General features: G+C 70.9%; 13 protein-coding genes. 6 read left to right on the plus strand and 7 right to left on the minus strand.

The genetic code is table 11. From position 1 onward, the window contains the following. The first annotated feature begins 144 nt into the window (after positions 1 to 144). From STRBO_RS0131105 to STRBO_RS0131115, 3 genes are all read left to right on the plus strand, one after another. Positions 145 to 930, plus strand: a complete 786-nt coding sequence (locus STRBO_RS0131105) for a DUF4097 family beta strand repeat-containing protein (RefSeq protein WP_028796943.1) — start codon at positions 145 to 147, stop codon at positions 928 to 930. 101 nt (positions 931 to 1,031) lie between these two features. Then, entirely contained in the window at positions 1,032 to 2,444 is a 1,413-nt protein-coding gene (locus STRBO_RS0131110) for a coiled-coil domain-containing protein (RefSeq protein WP_005478738.1), read from the plus strand. 99 nt (positions 2,445 to 2,543) lie between these two features. Then, positions 2,544 to 3,197 (plus strand): DUF4383 domain-containing protein, encoded by a 654-nt coding sequence (locus STRBO_RS0131115; RefSeq protein ID WP_005478740.1) that lies wholly within the window; start codon positions 2,544 to 2,546, stop codon positions 3,195 to 3,197. A gap of 27 nt (positions 3,198 to 3,224) precedes the next feature. On the opposite strand, the gene STRBO_RS0131120 is transcribed toward STRBO_RS0131115, so the two are convergent. From STRBO_RS0131120 to STRBO_RS0131130, 3 genes are all read right to left on the minus strand, one after another. Then, on the minus strand, positions 3,225 to 4,355 hold the full coding sequence (locus STRBO_RS0131120; protein ID WP_020115344.1) for an amidase domain-containing protein: 1,131 nt from the start codon (positions 4,353 to 4,355) through the stop codon (positions 3,225 to 3,227). A 127-nt stretch (positions 4,356 to 4,482) separates the two neighbouring features. Continuing rightward, the gene (locus STRBO_RS0131125; RefSeq protein ID WP_005478743.1) at positions 4,483 to 5,772 is read right to left on the minus strand and encodes a polysaccharide deacetylase family protein; all 1,290 of its coding nucleotides are present in this window, start codon (positions 5,770 to 5,772) and stop codon (positions 4,483 to 4,485) included. 47 nt (positions 5,773 to 5,819) lie between these two features. Next, entirely contained in the window at positions 5,820 to 7,946 is a 2,127-nt protein-coding gene (locus STRBO_RS0131130) for a transglycosylase domain-containing protein (protein WP_005478745.1), read from the minus strand. A gap of 470 nt (positions 7,947 to 8,416) precedes the next feature. On the opposite strand from STRBO_RS0131130, the gene STRBO_RS42340 reads away from it, so the two are divergent. Continuing rightward, entirely contained in the window at positions 8,417 to 8,638 is a 222-nt protein-coding gene (locus tag STRBO_RS42340; protein ID WP_005478746.1) for an FmdB family zinc ribbon protein, read from the plus strand. A gap of 155 nt (positions 8,639 to 8,793) precedes the next feature. Then, positions 8,794 to 9,498: a DedA family protein gene (locus STRBO_RS0131140; protein WP_005478747.1), complete on the plus strand. Its 705-nt coding sequence runs from the start codon at positions 8,794 to 8,796 to the stop codon at positions 9,496 to 9,498. 22 nt (positions 9,499 to 9,520) lie between these two features. Here the strand turns inward: STRBO_RS0131140 and STRBO_RS0131145 are convergent, their stop codons facing one another. The 3 genes from STRBO_RS0131145 to STRBO_RS0131155 are packed head-to-tail and all read right to left on the minus strand — an operon-like array spanning position 9,521 to position 14,123. After that, positions 9,521 to 10,339, minus strand: coding sequence for an HAD family hydrolase (locus STRBO_RS0131145; protein WP_005478748.1), 819 nt, complete (start codon positions 10,337 to 10,339; stop codon positions 9,521 to 9,523). Then, positions 10,339 to 12,936 (minus strand): phosphoribosyltransferase, encoded by a 2,598-nt coding sequence (locus STRBO_RS0131150; protein WP_005478749.1) that lies wholly within the window; start codon positions 12,934 to 12,936, stop codon positions 10,339 to 10,341. Before STRBO_RS0131150 ends, STRBO_RS0131145 begins: the two co-directional genes overlap by 1 nt. 20 nt (positions 12,937 to 12,956) lie before the next feature. Then, the gene (locus STRBO_RS0131155) at positions 12,957 to 14,123 is read right to left on the minus strand and encodes an HpcH/HpaI aldolase/citrate lyase family protein (protein WP_005478750.1); all 1,167 of its coding nucleotides are present in this window, start codon (positions 14,121 to 14,123) and stop codon (positions 12,957 to 12,959) included. A gap of 190 nt (positions 14,124 to 14,313) precedes the next feature. On the opposite strand from STRBO_RS0131155, the gene STRBO_RS0131160 reads away from it, so the two are divergent. Continuing rightward, the gene (locus STRBO_RS0131160; RefSeq protein ID WP_005478752.1) at positions 14,314 to 15,144 is read left to right on the plus strand and encodes a TerD family protein; all 831 of its coding nucleotides are present in this window, start codon (positions 14,314 to 14,316) and stop codon (positions 15,142 to 15,144) included. A gap of 21 nt (positions 15,145 to 15,165) precedes the next feature. Here STRBO_RS0131160 and STRBO_RS0131165 read toward each other — a convergent pair whose 3' ends face one another. Further along, positions 15,166 to 15,906, minus strand: coding sequence for a TerD family protein (locus tag STRBO_RS0131165; RefSeq protein ID WP_020115346.1), 741 nt, complete (start codon positions 15,904 to 15,906; stop codon positions 15,166 to 15,168). Between the last annotated feature and the right edge of the window lie 22 nt (positions 15,907 to 15,928).

Here is a 15,928-nt window from a genome sequence, read left to right on the forward strand (position 1 = left end):
TACATCGCGCCGGCCGGTGCCCCGCAAACCGATAGTCGGGGGTTATCCCCACCCTTGTTCCGGGAGCGGCCCGGATCCCCCGGCGGACCCCCGCTCCGTACGGTCGAAAGGACAGCGCGGGACCAGGCCCAGGGGGAGATCGTCATGGCACGCACGGCTCGTACGGATCGCAGCTCACGCCGGGGCGCGGTGGCCGTCGCCAGCCTCGCCGTCGCGCTCATGGCCTCCGTCGCCGCGTGCGGGGCGGACGCCGGGGAGGACAGGGACCCGGAGCACCGGAGCTTCGCCCTGGAGGGCCGCACGCTCACGGTCGACTCGGACGACTCCGCGCTCGAACTGGTCGCCGCGGACGTGGACGAGGTCGAGGTGACCCGGTGGTTCGAGGGCCGGGTCATGGTCGGCGGGAAGCCGCGGGTGACGTGGGAGATGAAGGACGACCGGCTGAAGCTGCGGCTGGAGTGCTCGGGCATGGTCGCCGACTGCGCGGCCAAGCACCGGATCGAGGTCCCGCGCGGCATCGCCGTCGTGGTGCGCAGCGACGACGGGAGTGTGGCCGCCAAGGGCTTCGCACAGCCGCTGGAGGTCCGGTCGGCCGACGGCGGTGTGCGCGTGAGCGACTCCACCGGTCCGCTGGAGCTGCACACCGACGACGGTTCGGTGCGGGCGCTCGGTGTCGCCTCGCGGAGCGTCAGGGTGAGCACGCAGGACGGTTCGGTCGCGCTCGAACTCGGCGTCGTACCGGACCTGGTGGAGTCCCGCAGCGACGACGGCTCGATCAGCATCGGGCTGCCGCGTGACGCGTCGTACCGGGTGGAGACCGGCAGCGACGACGGTTCCGTGGAGGTGTCGGTGCCCCGTGACCGGGACAGCTCCCACGTGGTGACCGCCCACACCGAGGACGGCTCGGTGAAGGTGCGCGGCACGAACTGAACACCACCCGGCAAGCCCGAACCGATCGCCCCGTGTTTTCGTCCTTGACCGGTGGGAGAATGGCAACCCGGTCAGGGTGGATGACAGCACGGGAGAGGGAAGTGACGGCGACACCTGCACAGCCGTACACGCCGATGGTGCCGAGCGCACCACAACCCCGCAGCCGTGCACCACGGCCGGCCGGCGCGCCCTCGGCCGGCCGGGACGCGCTCGCCCTGCTCGCTCTCCCCCTCCTCGCCCTTCTCGTCGTGCCCGGCGCCTTCGCCGGCGGGGGTACCCGGCGGTGGTTCGGGGGGCGGGCCGAGGGGCAGCGGGCCGAGGCGCAGGCGGCGAAGGACGCGGCGGCGGCCGCGTTCTACGAGCTGGACACCGCACAGCGCGACCTGCGGATCTCGATAGAGACGATCACGGCGGTGGACGACTCCCCCGGCGCCCGCCGGGCGGCCGACGGCTTCGAGGCGCTGGGGCGGCGCATCAACGAGGTCAGCCAGCAGTACATCAACGCCGTGGACGCCCACGACCTGGACCGGGACGACCTGGAGGCCTCCGTCGCCGCCCACGCCCGGACCGAGCTGACCGCGGCCAAGGAGGAGCTGGGGCGGGTCAAGCGGGAGCTGGACCGGTTCGCCGAGGGGCTCGGGCCGCTGCTCGGCACGGCCGAGACGCAGCTGGCCCGGCTGGTCCCGGCGGTGGAGCGCGCCCGGCAGGGCCTGCTCGCCGCCTCCGACGCCCTGGACGCCGTACGGGCCTCCGAGCTGAAGGCGGACGACCTCGCCGCCCGGCTGGCGGCTCTCGCCCCGGAGCTGACCAAGCTCAACCAGGGCGCGGGGCAGCACGGCGTACGGGAGACGCTGGAGCGGGCCGACCGGGTGGTGCGCGAGGCGGAGGCGGTGCGGGCGGACGCCGAGCGGCTGCCGGAGAAGGCCGCCGAGATCGATCACCGGCTGGTGTCGCTGCGTACCCGCGCGGAGGCGCTGGGCACCCGGGCGGGCCAGGTGCCGCAGGTCCTGAGCGAGCTGCGGCGGCGGTTCGTGGCGGCCTGCTGGCAGGACCTCCAGCAGGTGCCGGACCAGGCCGCACAGGACGTCGAGCAGGCCCGGGTGAAGCTGCGCGAGGCGCGGGCCGCGCGGGATTCCCAGCGCTGGCCGGACGCGACCGCGCTGCTGTCGACGGTACGGGCGCTGCTGAACCACACCGACGAGGCGGTCTCGGCGGCCGGTGACCGGCTGCGGCGGCTGAACGCCGTGCAGAAGGACCCTCAGCAGGAGATCGACCGGACCCGGTTCGCGATCCGGGACGCCCAGCGCCTGGCCATGACCGGCCGCTCCACCCCGGATCCGCGTCACGCCCGCCCGTTGGACGACTCCGTGGGCCGGCTGGACCGTGCGATCGCCTCCCTGGAGGGGCGCCACCCCGACTACTGGCACTTCCTGACCGAGACCGAGGCCGTACGGCAGAACGTGGCCCGGGTCGTCGACCAGATCCGCAAGGAGCGCGGCGCGGGCGCCCCCTGAGACGTACCGCCACGTCCCGGCCGAGGTTGCCCGGCGGGATGCCCCGACGGATGCTGAAGGGGTACGCAGGCCTCCGCTCACACCCGATGGGAGGCGGACATGGCCACGCACGCCACGCACACGCCGCGTCCGAAGGGCCGCCACGCGGGTCCTCCCCGGCGGCGGATCAGGATCGACGAGCATCTGCCCGTCGACCACCGGCTCAGCCGGGTCTACCGGTTCGGGGCGGGCCTGATGGGTCTGTTCCTGCTCGTCTTCGGCGTCCTGGGCCTCATCGACAAGGTGGGCTGGTTCGACACCCGGGGCGACGAGGTCGTGGGGCTGAGCACCAACGGCACGCTGAGCGTGCTGTCGATCGCGGTGGGGTTGTTGCTGCTCGTCGGCATGGTGATCGGCGGGAACTTCGCCTCCACGCTGAACATGACCCTCGGCGTGCTGTTCGTCCTGAGCGGCTTCGCCAACCTGGCCCTGCTGGACACCGACTCCAACTTCCTGGCGTTCCGCATCCAGAACGTCCTGTTCAGCTTTGTCGTCGGTGTCCTGCTGATGACGTTCGGGATGTACGGCAGGGTCGGCACGGCGCTGCCGCACGACAGCCCCTACTGGCGGGCGCGCCACCCGGAGGAGTCGGAGCGCGAGATGCGGCGCAAGGCCGCTGTGGGGATGGCGAAGCTGGAACGCGCCGACGCCCTCCCCGGGTCCGGGCCGGGATCCTCGTCGGGATCCGGGTCGGACGGGAAGGGCGCCGGCTGACACCTGCGAGGGCCCGGAGGCCGTTGATCAGGTGCGGTACGCGTAGTAGTACGAGTTCGGGTACGAGGCGATGATGCTCTGCACCGAACGGCGGTAGGTGTCCGCGTCGTGGTACGTCAGGTACGGCACGCCGCTGGAGCTGCGGTAGGTCGTCATCATGGAGTGGTCCTTGGACCCGTCCCGGTTGAAGTCGACCTGCAGCACGTCGCCGACGTCCATCTGGTAGACGTTCGCCAGCGGGGTGGTGCGCTTGGCGGTCTGGGTGAACCAGGACCACTCGTTGACACCGATCCACGCGTCGGCCGTACCGTTGGAGGCGTAGTACCAGGTGTCGTACTCCTCCGGCGTGACCTTGGATATCTGCGTCCAGCCGCCCGCCAGGAGGCCCTGGCTGAGGTAGTTGGTGCAGTCGCCGCCGGCCGAGTTGTACTTGCGGTACGCCGTGTTGTAGTTCTTCCAGTACTTCTCGGTGTACGTCGCCATCGCGCGGTAGTCGTACTTGCCGCCGTTGATCGTCTTCGGCGCGGCGGCGGCGGGCCAGCTGGTGGCCGCCCTCGGCGCCTGGTGGACGGCCATCGGGGTACGGCTCAGCTTGGCGTCGGCGGCCGGGACCACCGGGTCGTTGATGCGCGAGGCGCCGCCGTCGGTGGAGCGCATGGCGGTCAGCTGCCACGTGCCACCGGCCTGGGCGGTGAAGACCAGCTCGTGGTGCGCGTCGAAGCCCGTGGAGGCGGGCTCGTCGCCACGTATCTTCTTGTACTTGAGGCTGGTGGTCTCGGTGATCTTGACCGTGGCCTTCTTGCCCTTGAGCTTGGCGCTGTCGACGCTGACCTTGGTGTCGGCCGAGGTGTAGGCCTCACCGAGGGCGGCGAGACGGGACTTGGTGCCCTTCAGGGCGGACAGCTTGCCGTCCTCGGCCTTCTTCTGGCCGGACGACAGCGACACTCCACCGGTGGGCTTCAGCGCCTTGCGGGCTGCCTTGCCGCCGAGCAGTACGGCCGTGCGGTCGGTCAGCACGTTGTCCGCGACACGGCCGAAGGCGTCCTTGGTCGCCTTGGTGACCTTGGGCGTCGACGCGGCGGCATTCGCGGCGGCGACGGGCAGCAGTGCGGAGGCCACCACGGCTGCCGCGAGGGTCGAGCCTGCGAGGCTCAACATCCTTCTTCTCACTGGGAATCTCCTTGACCCCGAGTTGGTCGTACCCGGGTACGAATCTTTACATGACCTCCTCAAGCGAAGTGAGGCCAGGGGGTGTAACAAGTGAGCAACATGGGTATCTGTGGGGCTATTTCACGACCGATGCCCAGTCGGCCGGTGCCTGGGCGGGGTCGAGTCCGCGCAGGTTCGCCAGGGTCTGCGGCGACTGGACGTCCATCCAGTCGGCCAGTTCGTCGAAGGACACGCACTTGACGTCCTTCTTCACGCACACGTTCTTGATGACCTCGTCGACGGCGTTCATGTAGATGCCGCCGTTCCACTGCTCGAAGTGGTTGCCGATGAGCAGGGGTGCCCGGCTGCCGTAGTAGACGCGGTTGAAGCCGGCCATGTAGGTGTCGATGGTCTTCTGCTGCCACACCGGGTACTGGGCGGGGTCGCCCTCGGTGGAACCGCCCGACTGGTTGTGGAGGAAGTTGAAGTCCATCGACAGCGCCTGGTACTCGTCGTCGTACGGGAGCAGTTGCAGCGGGAAGTCCCAGATGCCGTTCTTCTTGCCGGGCCAGACCTGGTAGGCGCCCGGAGAACTGGCGTCGTAGCGGTACCCGAAGTCCTTGATGGCTTTGAGCAGGTTGTCCTGGCCCTCCAGGCAGGGGGCCCGGCCGCCCTTGACGGCGTCGACGGTGAAGGGCAGCGGGTCGAGGTCGGTGGCCCCGGTGTTGGTCTTCCAGTTCGCGAGGAAGCCGTTGAACTCCTTGATCTCCTGCTTCCACTCCGCGACACTCCAGTCGCCGCCGCCCTTGGAGCCGCAGAAGTGTCCGTTGAAGTGGGTGCCTATCTCGTTGCCCTCCTTCCATGCCTTGCCCAGCTCGTCCAGCGTCGTGCGGATGTGCTCGTCGGTGGGGTAGCTGATCGCGGCGGCGCCCTTGTCGTGCTGGGGCGGGTCGTAGAGGTCCCGCTTCGCCTTGGGCAGCAGATAGATGCCGGTCAGGAAGAACGTCATGTGGGCGTTGTACGTCTTCGCCATCTGCCGGTAGTGCTCGAAGAGGTTGTCGTCGCCGGCGAGGGCGCCGTCCCAGGAGAAGACGACGAACTGCGGCGGCTTCTCACCCTTCTTGAGCGGTACGGCCTTCAGCCGCCCTTTCTGCGGGCCCGTGTAGGAGGTCGAGCCGTCCCCGATGACCTTGGTCTTGCCGTCCCACACGGGCTCCTTCTTCGCGGACCCCTTGGTGTTCCCGCTGCCGGCCGAGGACGCGGTCGGCGCGGTGTCGGTCGTGCGGTTCAGCACCATGTAGCCGCCGACCAGCGAGGCGACCACGAGGAGCGCGGCCAGGGTCAGGAACTGCGGGCGGGTGGTACGGCGACGCTGCGGGCGTGCCTTGCGACGGCGGCCCTTGTGCGGCTTGCTGCCAGGGTTCATGTGCGGCTCATTCTGCGAGGGTGGCGGGTGCGGGTGCTCGTCGGTGGTCAGCCGATACGCATCGCACGGGACCAGATGTCGTAGGGGACCCCGGCATTGGGTGCTCCGGCGATCCCGTCGAGCCGCAGCGGCTCCAGGCTCTTGGTGAGGTCGATGCGGTAGACGACGACGGCGGTGGAGACGTCGTCGGCCGTTCCGACGTACCAGGCGGCCTTGTCGTCCTGGGTGGTGCCGCCCTTGGCGGCCACCTCGTAGGAGGCGGCGGCGGGCGAGGTGGGGTGGTCCGCGCGGAAGGCGTCCGTGAGCGCCGAGGTGACCTCGGCGGCCACCTTGGGGCCCACCGCGCGCCGGGGCTTCGGCGTGTTCAGGGGGACCCGGGACCCGTTGTGGGTCATCTTCCGCACGGAGTACGGCTCGGTGTGCTTGCCCAGGGCGGCGAAGGTGCTGTATCCGCTGGCCATGCGGATAGCGCTGGGCGTGGCGCTGCCCACGGACAGCGCGGGCACCTGGGCCCCGAAGCTGGAGGAGAGCAGTCCGGCCGCCTCGGCGGTCCCGCGCACCTTGGCCAGTCCGGTGTCCATGCCGAGCTGCATGAAGGGCGTGTTCACCGACCCGGCGAGCGCGTCGTGCAGGCTGATCGGGCCCCAGGACTTCTTGCCGTCGTTGTGGGCGGAGACCCGGTCGCCGTCCCGGTCCCAGTACGGCCCCTCGGGCGTCGTCACCGGGACGCCGTCGTTGCCGTCGTAGATCGTCTGCGGGGTGACAGGTGTAGTCTCGCCGCCGCGCTCCTTGACGACTCCGTGTTCCAGGCCGGCGGCGTAGACGAACGGAAGGAAGGCCGAGCCGGACGGGACGGTGGTCGCGTTCGACTCGTTGTAGCCCTGTCTGCGGTGGTCGGGACCGCCGTAGACCGCGAGGATCCGTCCGTCGGCGTCGACCGAGGAGGCGCCGAAGTGGGCGGTTCTCGCCTTCTTCGGGCTCTCCTTCTGCACCTTCTTGCGCGCCTTGGTGACGGCGTCGGTCAGCTCGGCCTGGCGGCCCTTGTCGAAGGTCGTGTAGATCTGATAGCCACCCCGGTCGAACTCCTGGGCGGTGACGTTCGCGGCCTTCTTCGCGTACTGGGAGGCCAGCTCCACCAGGTAGTCGCTCTGCTTGCCGGTGTCGTACTGGTTCGACGGGTCGAGCGGCTCGGGGAACTTCTTGTACTTGGCGCGCTCGGCCTTGGACAGCTTCCCGATGTCCACCATCCGGTCGAGGATCCAGTCCCAGCGCTCGACCGTCCGCGCGTGGTTGGCCTTGCTGAGGGAGGGGTCGTAGAGGCCGGCGCCCTTGAGGAGGGAGGCGAGGACGGCGGCCTCGCTGACGTTCAGCTCGCTGACGTCCTTGCCGTAGTACGCCTGGGAGGCGCGCTGGATGCCGTAGGTGCCGCGGCCGAACCAGCTGGTGTTGAGGTAGCCCTCCAGGATCTGGTCCTTGCTCATCTTGTTGTCGAGCTTGACGGCGATCATCGCCTCGTCGAACTTGCGTCCGAGCGAGCGGTCCTGGGACAGGTACACGTTCTTGACGTACTGCTGGGTGATCGTCGAGCCACCCTGGGTGTCGCCCTCGCCGACGGTGCGGACCAGGGCGCGGGTGATACCGCTGACGGATATGCCGGGGTCGGAGTAGAAGCTCGCGTTCTCCGCCGCGAGGACCGCCCAGCGCACGTCCTCGGGGACGTCCTTCAGCGGCATCGCCTGGCGCCGCACCCAGCCGGTACGGGCCATGGGTGTGCCGTCGGACCAGAAGTACACATTGTCCTGCTGTGTGGCGAAGGTGTTGAGGTCGGCCGGTATGTCCGTGGCGGCATAGGCGACGGTGAGGAACATGCCGCTGGCGCCCACGGCCAGACCGGCGGCGCCCAGCGACTGCCGCCAGGACGGCACCCAGCGGCGCCAGTCCGCGCGGCCCGGGCGGGGGTACTGCGGACGCATCCGGCTGACGAAGGGGGCGAACGGGGCGAGCCGCGCGCCGGCGACGGCGGTGAATCTGGCCAGAACAGACGGCCTGGGCGCCTTGCGCCGACCGCGACCGCCCGGTTTCGGCTCCTCCTGCGGGAGGTCGAACGAGCCGGGCTCGGGCATTCGCAGCTGCATGGTCTCGTCCGCCGGGGCAGGCGGAAGTTTCAGCTGCATCGTGAGGTCGGACTCCCGGACCTCCTCCGACCGCCCCTCCCCCGGGGCACGCCGACGGCGCGCGCGGTCCTCGCCCTCGGAACCGCCCGGGTTCCTCTGGCTAGCCAAGTCGGACCCCCTCGTAGCGGCGGCCCGAGCGATGCGCGGCAACAATTCGGCGGTGCGTGGCAACCTTTCGCGCGCGCACGGCAACTTGTCGACCGGGAGACGTGGCTCCCGGTCGACAAAGGACAGCGGTCATGACTGTCCCCCCTCCCCACTTGGCATCGCCCGTGTGGTCGGTCACAGTCGCCACTCGCGCGACCATGAGCCCCCTGTTCCCCCAGCCTTCCGGCCTCCACACGGCGACCACAAATTATCAGTCACTTTCACAACTGCTTCTGTCAGAGGCGTGAAAATCTGGCCGATGTGACCGACCAGCCATTTTGCAGGGCCCTTGCCGCCGCGCGGACGCCGGTTAGCCTGGGCCCATGCCTCGCTACGAATACCGCTGCCGTACCTGCGGCGACACCTTCGAACTGAGCCGCCCGATGGCCGAGTCGTCCGCCCCCGCGGACTGCCCCGACGGCCACTCCGACACGGTCAAACTCCTGTCGACGGTCGCCGTCGGAGGGGCTGCCGCCCCGTCCGCACCCGCACCCCGGGCGGGCGGTGGTGGCGGAGGCTGCTGCGGTGGCGGCTGCTGCGGTTGATCGACACACTCCGATCAACGGCCACTGCTCCGGGAGCGTTCACCGGCCCCCGCGGCACTGACTGTTCAAGCATACTTTCGGACAGGCTCCCTGGCGTTCACGGTCCCCTCAGGCTCTCTTCAGCTTCGCTCACCTAGCGTGCCCCCATGACAGCCATGCAAGAGGAGTCGATGAGCGGCGCGCCCCTGTGGATCATCGGTCTGATGGATCTGCTGGGCGCGCCGGGCGCGGCCATCGCCGTCGCGCTGGAGAACCTCTTCCCGCCGATCCCCAGCGAGGTGATCCTCCCCCTCGCCGGCTTCGCCGCGAGCACCGGGCAGATCGGCCTCCTGGCGGCCCTGCTGTGGACCACCGCGGGCTCCGTCGTGGGCGCTCTCGCCCTCTACGGCGTCGGCGCCCTCCTCGGCCGCGACCGCACGGTCGCCCTCGCCGCCCGGCTGCCCCTCGTCAAGCTCTCGGACATCGAGAGGACGGAGGCCTGGTTCCTCAGGCACGGCACCAAGGCGGTCTTCTTCGGGCGCATGATCCCCGTCTTCCGCAGCCTGATCTCCGTACCGGCCGGCGTGGAGCGCATGCCCCTGCCCGTCTTCGCCCTGCTCACCACCCTGGGCAGCGCCCTGTGGAACACGGTCTTCGTCCTGGCCGGCTACTTCCTGGGGGCCAACTGGACGGAGGTCACGGCAATCGTCTCGACGTACTCGAAGATCGTGCTGGGGGCGGCAGCCATAGCGGTTCTGGCATTCACACTGGTCCGCTTCCTGAAAAAGGACCGCGGCAGCCGGGGTCAAGGGGCGCGGGGAACTGCGCGACAAGCCACAGAGCACCCGCGGCCCGAAACGCACAGCACCCCCGCCCCCTGACCGGCACAGTCACCCCGGAGGGTCACCGCTCCCGCGACGCCCGCAGGAACTCCCGAAGAATCCGCTCCCCGGCCAGCACTCCCCGCTCGGGCAGCGCGGTCACCCCGGGCCCCATGAACCCCTCGTCCGCCAGCTCCCCGTGCCCGGGCCGCCAGGCCCGGTCCGCCGCGAGCAGCAGATCCGCGTCGAGCAGCGAGTCACCCGCGGCCACGGTCAGCTCCACCCCGGTCCGACGCGCGACCTCCCGCATCGCCGCCGACTTGGTGAGCGGCTTCGGCACGGCGTAGATCTTGCGCCCCTGCAGGGACACGGTCCAGCCCCGGTTCTCGGCCCACACCGCGAGATCCTTCACCCATTCCTCGGGCAGCAGCTCACGCTCGACGACGAGGTAGACGAAGAGATCCTCCGCGACCCGGTGCTTGCGCACCCACAGCGGGTCCGCCGTGGCCTCCAGATGCGCCCGCACCTCGGCGAGCGGCGCGCACTCGTCCGCGAGCCGGGCGGTGACCCGCTCGTGCCAGGCGACGTCCGTGACGCCGTCCACGAGCAGATGCCCGCCGTTGGCGCAGATCGCGTACGCGGGCGGCGGTCCCGGCAGGTTGATCCGCTGGTACTGCTTGCGCGTGCGGGTGGTCGTCGGCACGAACACTGCCGCGTCCCCCAGTTCGGCGAGCAGCTCCGCGGCCGTCTCCGTCATGTACGACAGCGGTCTGCTCTCGTGCACCTCGACGGTGAGCAGCCGGGGCGCCCGCGCGTCCGGCATGGTCAGCGCGAGCGCGGCGGCCGAGTAGATGAGCGTACGGTCGAGATCGCTCGCGACGAGAACCCGAGGACCCGGCATCAGACCGCCACCGCTCTGCCGTCGGCGCCGGTCGCGCCCCGCGTGTACTGCGGGTGGATCAACCCCACGCATGTGTACGGCAGCTCGGCCACCTCTTCCACCGGTACCCCTCTCTGTTCGGCGAGCAGGCGTACGTGGTCGAGGTCCGCGCCCGCCCCGGCTCGCGCGAGGATCTTCCACGGTACCCGGCGCAACAGCACCCGAGTGGTCTCGCCGACACCGGGCTTGACCAGGTTCACGTCATGGATGCCGTACTCCTCGCTGATGCGCTCGACGGCCGCCCAGCCCTCCCAGGTGGGCGTGCGGTCGGCGGCGAGCAGCTCCTCGACGCGGGCGTCCACGGCGTCCCGGACGTCACCGAAGCGGTCGGAGACGGCGTCCAGGAAGGCCACCGACACATCCACACCGGCCAGCTCCCGGTAGAACTTGGCCCCGTGGAAGTCGTCGGGCCCGACGAGGTCCGCGCGCAGCACGGTCCGCGATATCAGCCCGGAGACGGTGGAGTTGAGACAGGCGGACGGGATGAGGAAGTCCTCCCGTGTGCCGTACGTCCGCACGCACGACCCCGGGTCGGCGAGCACGGCGATCTCCGGGTCGAACCCGGTGACGCCGTCGGTCTTCTCGAACTCCAGCAGGGCGGCGGCGAGTTCACGGGTGATCGCGCCCTTGCCGGTCCAGCCGTCGACGAACACGACGTCGGCGGGGTCGTGATGAGCGGCCAGCCAGCGCAGCGCGTTGGCGTCGATGCCGCGTCCCCGCACGATCGACACGGCGTAGTGCGGCACCTCGATGCCGTGCCGGTACCGCGCCCACCGCCGCATCAGCACCCCCACCGGCGTCCCGGCCCGGGCCAGCGACACGAGGACGGGCCGCGCGGACCGCTCGGCCAGCACGGTCTCGGTCACCACGCCGACGGCCGCCGCGATCCGCTCGGCGGAGGTGTCGAGGGCGCTGTGGAAGAGGGCCTGGTACTGCTCGCTCGGCTGGTACTCGACCGGCAGGGACTCCGCGTAGTGCGCGCCCCCGCTCTGGATGGCCTCCTCCCGCTCCTCGGTGGGTGCCTCCAGCGTGACGTCCGAGAGGTCCCGCAGCAGCCAGCCCACCTCGTCGGCCGCGTAGGAGGAGAAGTCGGGACCACGCAGGGGGTCGGGCAGCATGGAGGGCCTTTCGGTGAGGTGCGGGTCGGGGGGTGTCGGCGCCCGGCGTCCGGGGGTGCGGGCAGCCGCCCCGGGCTCCCGCGCACCGAGGGTGCCCGGCCGGGGCCGCGCGTCGCGGCCGTGCCGGGTCGGGGGGACGTACGACGGCACCACGGCGAGCAGCACGGCGGGTGTGTGGGCGGCGAGGGTGGCCAGCAGGCCGTCGGCGGCGTGCAGGGCGGGGGTGTCGGCCGTCGAGTCGACGACGGCGACGACGGCGTCGAAGCCGCCACCGGCCACGTTGTAGGCGTACCGCTCCCCGGGCCCGTCCGCGGGGTCGTCGTGGGCGGGGAAGACGAGGCGGCTGCGTATCGCGTAGCCGGGGTCGTCCACGGCGAGGACGGGTGACCGCGTGGTGGTGGAGAACCGTATCTCCGCCCCGGCGGCCCGCCCCTCGACGAGCCGTTCCAGTTCGCGGGCCAGCGCCAGCGGCGCGTACATCAGCTCCTCGAAGCCGAGCACCAGCACGCGCCGGGCCCCTGGCGGCAGGGCCTCGGCGAGGCGGGCGGCCATGGCGGGCAGCGCGCCCTCCAGCCGGGCGCGGTGCGCCGGGGTGAAGCCGTGCCGCCCGCCGTCGGGCAGACCCCGCGGCCACCCCAGCTCGACCCGGCTGACCCGCGCGGCCCCGCCCCTCCCGGCCGGCCCGGCGGACGCGGTCTCGTACCGCGCGACCAGCGCCTGCCCCTTCTCCAGCACGCCCTCCGGCAGCCGCACGGTCCCCTTCGCCGCGGTCACCAGGTCCACCCGCGCCCCGATCTCCCGGGCGAACTCGGTGAGCCGACCCTGGTCGGCGGGCGACCGCATGTCGACCAGCGCCACGACGACGTACCGCTCGCGGGGGTACCGGTCGTGCAGGGCGCGGATGGTGTTGAGGACCGTGTTGCCGGTGGAGAACTCGTCGTCGACGAGCACCAGCGGGCCCCGCCCCGCGAGCAGGGTGGGGTCCTCCGGCAGCAGCAGATGCGAGGTCGCGTGCGAGTGGGACTCCTCGAAGCCGCCCGCCCGGTGGACGCCCTCGACCGGGCGCCGGGTGGAGTGGAGATAGGGCGCCTCGCCCAGCCCGTCCGCGACCGAGTGCCCGAGCCCGGTGGCCGTCTCGGCGTACCCGAGGACGACCGCGGTCCGCACCCCGGCCTCCCCCAGCAGCTCGCGCACCCGGCGGCCGAGCGCGAACCCGTGCCCGTGGACGACGGCCGGCGACTGCGGCACGTGCTTGCCGAGGACGTTCGACACCAGCAGATGCGCCCGCTTGGGGTTGCGCCGCAGCGCGAGCCCCAGCAGCCCGCTCAGCTCCGCGTCCCCGACCAGTTCGACCCCGAGCCGCGCACGGACCCAGGTGCCGGACCAGACCCCGCCGGACGGGTCGGGCGTACCGGTCGTGTCGTTCGCTGCGTTGATCATCGATTCCTCAGTCGTGGCGGTCAGTCGGGCAGACCCGCGGCCAACAGGTCCACGAACCCGATGTCCTCGTTGGCGACGCCAAACACCTCGGCGCGCTGCAGAACCCTTTCTGCCCAGGCGCGGTGCGGTTTCACCTCGTTCATTTTGTTACGGGACGCGGAGCGCAGTACGCCACCGCCGTTACGGTCGGGCCGCACGATGTCCTGGGCGTCGCCGAACTCCTCGTGACTGACCACGGACAGCGCGTGCACCGGCAGGACGTGCGAGGGGTGGATGCAGGTCTTGCCGAGCAGCCCGTTGGCCTGGTCCAGGGAGATCTCGCGCAGCAGGCCGTCCAGCGCGTGCTCGATGAGCGACTCGCGCAGCTGACCGGCCCGGTTCGCCAGGAAGGGGCTCGTGCGCAGCTGCGGCTTGAACATGCGCTCCTGGACCCGGAAGTACTCCCACACCGGCCCGGTCACCGTGAACCCGGTGCCGTCGGCCCGCCCGAGCACGTTCACCACGTCCGCGATCACGGAGGCGACGATCTGGACGTCGTAGGCGGTCATGTCGGGCGCCCGGCGCAGGGCGTAGGAGGAGCAGAAGTCGGTGACGCCGAGACGCAGCGCGAGGACCCGGTCGCGGTACTTGTCGACGGTGTGGGCGATGCCCTGGAGTGCCTCTACGCGCGTCTCCCTGTACATCAGTTCCGGCGACTCCAGCACCGGCATACCGAACAGCCGCCGCCCGCTCGCGGACTCGGCGGCGGTGAGCGCCTCCAGGAACGCCACACCCCGCTCCTCGGTGAACTTCGGGAACACGAACCCCGACAGCAGGCGTGCGGACGGGCCGAAACGGCGTACGAGGTCGGGGATCTGCTCGGGGAAGCGGACCCTGATGAACAGCAGCGGAAGCTCGGCGTCCGGCCGCTCGGCGAGGTCGGCGAACTGCCGGACGAGGTTCTCCTCGGCGTCCACGACCTCCTCGTCGCCGATGGAGTCCTCCAGGCACAGCACCATGGAGACCACACCGTTTCCGGCCTGCTTGACGACGTCGTCGGCCAGCCGCTCCCGGGTGGCCGGGCTGTAGAGCGTGGCGCCGAGCGCGGCGGAGAGCACACGGGCCGGGGAGTCGGCGTCGAAGACTCCCGGCTCCCGGTAGAACAGGCGCTGGCGCCGCTCAGGGGCGATGTGCCCGAAATGACGCATGTGGTTCCCCCGTGGCTGCTAGGCGTCCGGTCACGATCGTGGCCGGTAATAGTACGTACAAACGTGTGACATCAGTTTCCACCGGGCGTGAAGTTCTGGTAACCCGGCCATGTCGGGTGCTGAACGATTACACCGGCGGTTCGCCGCCCCCGCGTTGTCGTGATCAGGACCGAGAGGGCAGGATGACCGCATGACGCACGCGATGCTGAAGGGGTCGAACATCCCGATCGAGGCCACGGCGGTCCGCGCCGTGCTGCGCTGGGCGCCCGGGCAGGGCGTCCCGGTGGTCGACGCCTCGGCGCTGCTCCTCGGCCCCGACGGACGCGTACGGTCCGACGAGGACTTCGTCTTCTACAACCAGCCGCGCCACCCCTCCGGCAAGGTGTGGCGGCTCGGCCAGAAACGGGTGGCCGAGGGTCCCACCGACACCATCCAGACCGACCTGGCCGGTGTCGAGTCCGCTGTCAGCCAGATTCTCCTGGTCGCCTCCGCCGGGGACGTCGCCTTCGACCGCGTACCGTCCCTGCGCATCCTGCTGTACGACGCCACGGTCGCCGACGCCGAGCCGCTGGCGTACTTCGACGTCAAGCCCGAGACCGGCGAGGAGACCGCCCTGATCTGCGGCGAGCTGTACCGCCGCGGCGGCGGCTGGAAGTTCCGCGCCCTGGGCGAGGGGTACGTCAACGGCCTGGAGGGTCTCGCCACGAACTTCGGCATCATGGTCGACGAGACGACCGCCGCGGGGGCCGACCAGAGCGGCACCGCCCAGCCCCCGTCCCCCGAGACCTCCGCCCCGATGCCGCCCGAGCAGCCCCCGGCCGGCGTCCCGTCCCAGCCCGGGTACGGCTACCCTCCGGCGGCCCCCACGCAGCCCAGCCAGCCGGCCTACGGCTATCCGCACCCCCAACCGACCCCGGCCACCACCAACGGCCCGGCGTACGGCTACCCCCAGCACACGGCGGCGGCCCTGGACCCCGACTTCCGTCTGCCGCCGCAGGGACCGCAGTTCATCGGCCGCTGACGACGGGGGCGCCGGGGTTCCCTAGGAGCGTTCGGCCTTGCTCTTGTACCCGCGCCCCCACTGCAGCCCCCACCCGTACAGCCGGTCCAGCTCGGCCTGGAAGCCGTAGACGAACCTCACCTCCCGGCGCACGGTGATCTCCCCCTTGACGTTCTCGATCATCACCACGGCGCACGACCGGGCCTGCGGGTGCCTCTCGTCCAGGCCTATCTCGATGCGCGGACCGTTGCTCGGGTACAGGGTCACCACCGCGTGCGTGCGGTCGAACGCCGGCGTCTGGTCGTAGATGTAGACGAACACCAGCATCCGCCGGAAGGCCTCGCGGTGGTCGAGGTTGATGTACATCGTCTCGCCGGACCCCGACCCGAACCGGTCGTCCCCGCTGAGGCGCATGTACGGCGGCTCGTTGATGTCGCCGAGGAAGCCGCCCAGCGGCTGCACGACCCCCTTCGTCCCGTCGGCCAGCTCGTACAGACAGCCGAGGTCGAGGTCGACGTTCACCATGCTCTGGCTGTGCGCCTGGACCTCCTCCGGCCGCAGCGCCCTGAACGGGTGCCGCAGCACGCTCTGGCGCTTCGGTCCGCCGATGTCGGACGTCCGCATCCGCCAGGACAGGTTGACGCGCAGATGGCCCGCCGCGGCGTTCTGCTTGGAGAGGGACACCTTCTGGTGCCGCTTGGTCAGCTCTATCGCGTTGGTCGCCGCGTTGCCCGCGTCGAACTCCGAGGCCCGCCCGCGCCACAGGTTGTCCAGGAAACTCATGCCCGCCCGCCCCACAACTGCC

Source organism: Streptomyces bottropensis ATCC 25435, from assembly GCF_000383595.1.
Classification (GTDB): domain Bacteria; phylum Actinomycetota; class Actinomycetes; order Streptomycetales; family Streptomycetaceae; genus Streptomyces; species Streptomyces bottropensis.

Bases quoted from the DNA above. Each gene is read 5' to 3' on its own strand.
- STRBO_RS0131115 (WP_005478740.1), top strand. From the start codon at position 2,544: ATGGCCACGCACGCCACGCACACGCCGCGTCCGAAGGGCCGCCACGCG.
- STRBO_RS0131145 (WP_005478748.1), bottom strand. From the start codon at position 10,339: ATGCCGGGTCCTCGGGTTCTCGTCGCGAGCGATCTCGACCGTACGCTC.
- STRBO_RS42340 (WP_005478746.1), top strand. From the start codon at position 8,417: ATGCCTCGCTACGAATACCGCTGCCGTACCTGCGGCGACACCTTCGAA.
- STRBO_RS0131130 (WP_005478745.1), bottom strand. From the start codon at position 7,946: ATGCAGCTGAAACTTCCGCCTGCCCCGGCGGACGAGACCATGCAGCTG.
- STRBO_RS0131105 (WP_028796943.1), top strand. From the start codon at position 145: ATGGCACGCACGGCTCGTACGGATCGCAGCTCACGCCGGGGCGCGGTG.
- STRBO_RS0131120 (WP_020115344.1), bottom strand. From the start codon at position 4,355: ATGTTGAGCCTCGCAGGCTCGACCCTCGCGGCAGCCGTGGTGGCCTCC.
- STRBO_RS0131125 (WP_005478743.1), bottom strand. From the start codon at position 5,772: ATGAACCCTGGCAGCAAGCCGCACAAGGGCCGCCGTCGCAAGGCACGC.
- STRBO_RS0131165 (WP_020115346.1), bottom strand. From the start codon at position 15,906: ATGAGTTTCCTGGACAACCTGTGGCGCGGGCGGGCCTCGGAGTTCGAC.
- STRBO_RS0131140 (WP_005478747.1), top strand. From the start codon at position 8,794: ATGCAAGAGGAGTCGATGAGCGGCGCGCCCCTGTGGATCATCGGTCTG.
- STRBO_RS0131160 (WP_005478752.1), top strand. From the start codon at position 14,314: ATGACGCACGCGATGCTGAAGGGGTCGAACATCCCGATCGAGGCCACG.
- STRBO_RS0131155 (WP_005478750.1), bottom strand. From the start codon at position 14,123: ATGCGTCATTTCGGGCACATCGCCCCTGAGCGGCGCCAGCGCCTGTTC.
- STRBO_RS0131150 (WP_005478749.1), bottom strand. From the start codon at position 12,936: ATGATCAACGCAGCGAACGACACGACCGGTACGCCCGACCCGTCCGGC.